At 51.2% G+C, this 516-nt stretch carries 1 protein-coding gene; it reads left to right on the top strand.

Annotation, left to right across the window (positions count from 1 at the left end; genetic code table 11):
- Positions 1–516, top strand: a 516-nt coding sequence (locus tag R8N49_RS30525) for an adenosine deaminase family protein (protein ID WP_318190876.1), incomplete at both ends; no start/stop codon positions are given.

Genomic DNA, 516 nt, shown 5'->3' with positions numbered 1-516 from the left:
TCGTCGCGTTGCTTATGAAAACGTTGAAGATGCGCTAAACGCACAAATTGATTACGCCGAACTGCGTTTCTCACCATACTACATGGCGATGAAACACAAACTGCCAGTCGCTGGCGTGGTCGAAGCGGTTGTCGATGGCGTACAAGCAGGCATGCGCGACTTTGGCATCAAAGCGAACCTTATCGGTATCATGAGCCGCACATTTGGCACAGATGCATGTCAGCAAGAACTGGATGCCATTCTAAGCCAGAAAGACCACATCGTAGCAGTAGACCTTGCAGGTGATGAGCTTGGCCAACCAGGCGATCGCTTTGTCTCTCACTTCAAACAAGTACGTGATGCAGGCCTAAACGTGACAGTTCACGCTGGTGAAGCGGCGGGCGCTGAAAGCATGTGGCAAGCCATTCAAGAGCTAGGTGCAACGCGTATCGGCCACGGTGTAAAAGCGATTCACGATCCAAAACTGATGGATTACCTAGCGGAAAACCGTATCGGTATCGAATCGTGCCTGACTTC

It is taken from the genome of Vibrio sp. 1978, from assembly GCF_033344345.1.
Note: the sequence above shows the minus strand (reverse complement) of the source record. Positions and strands in the feature narration are given on the sequence as shown.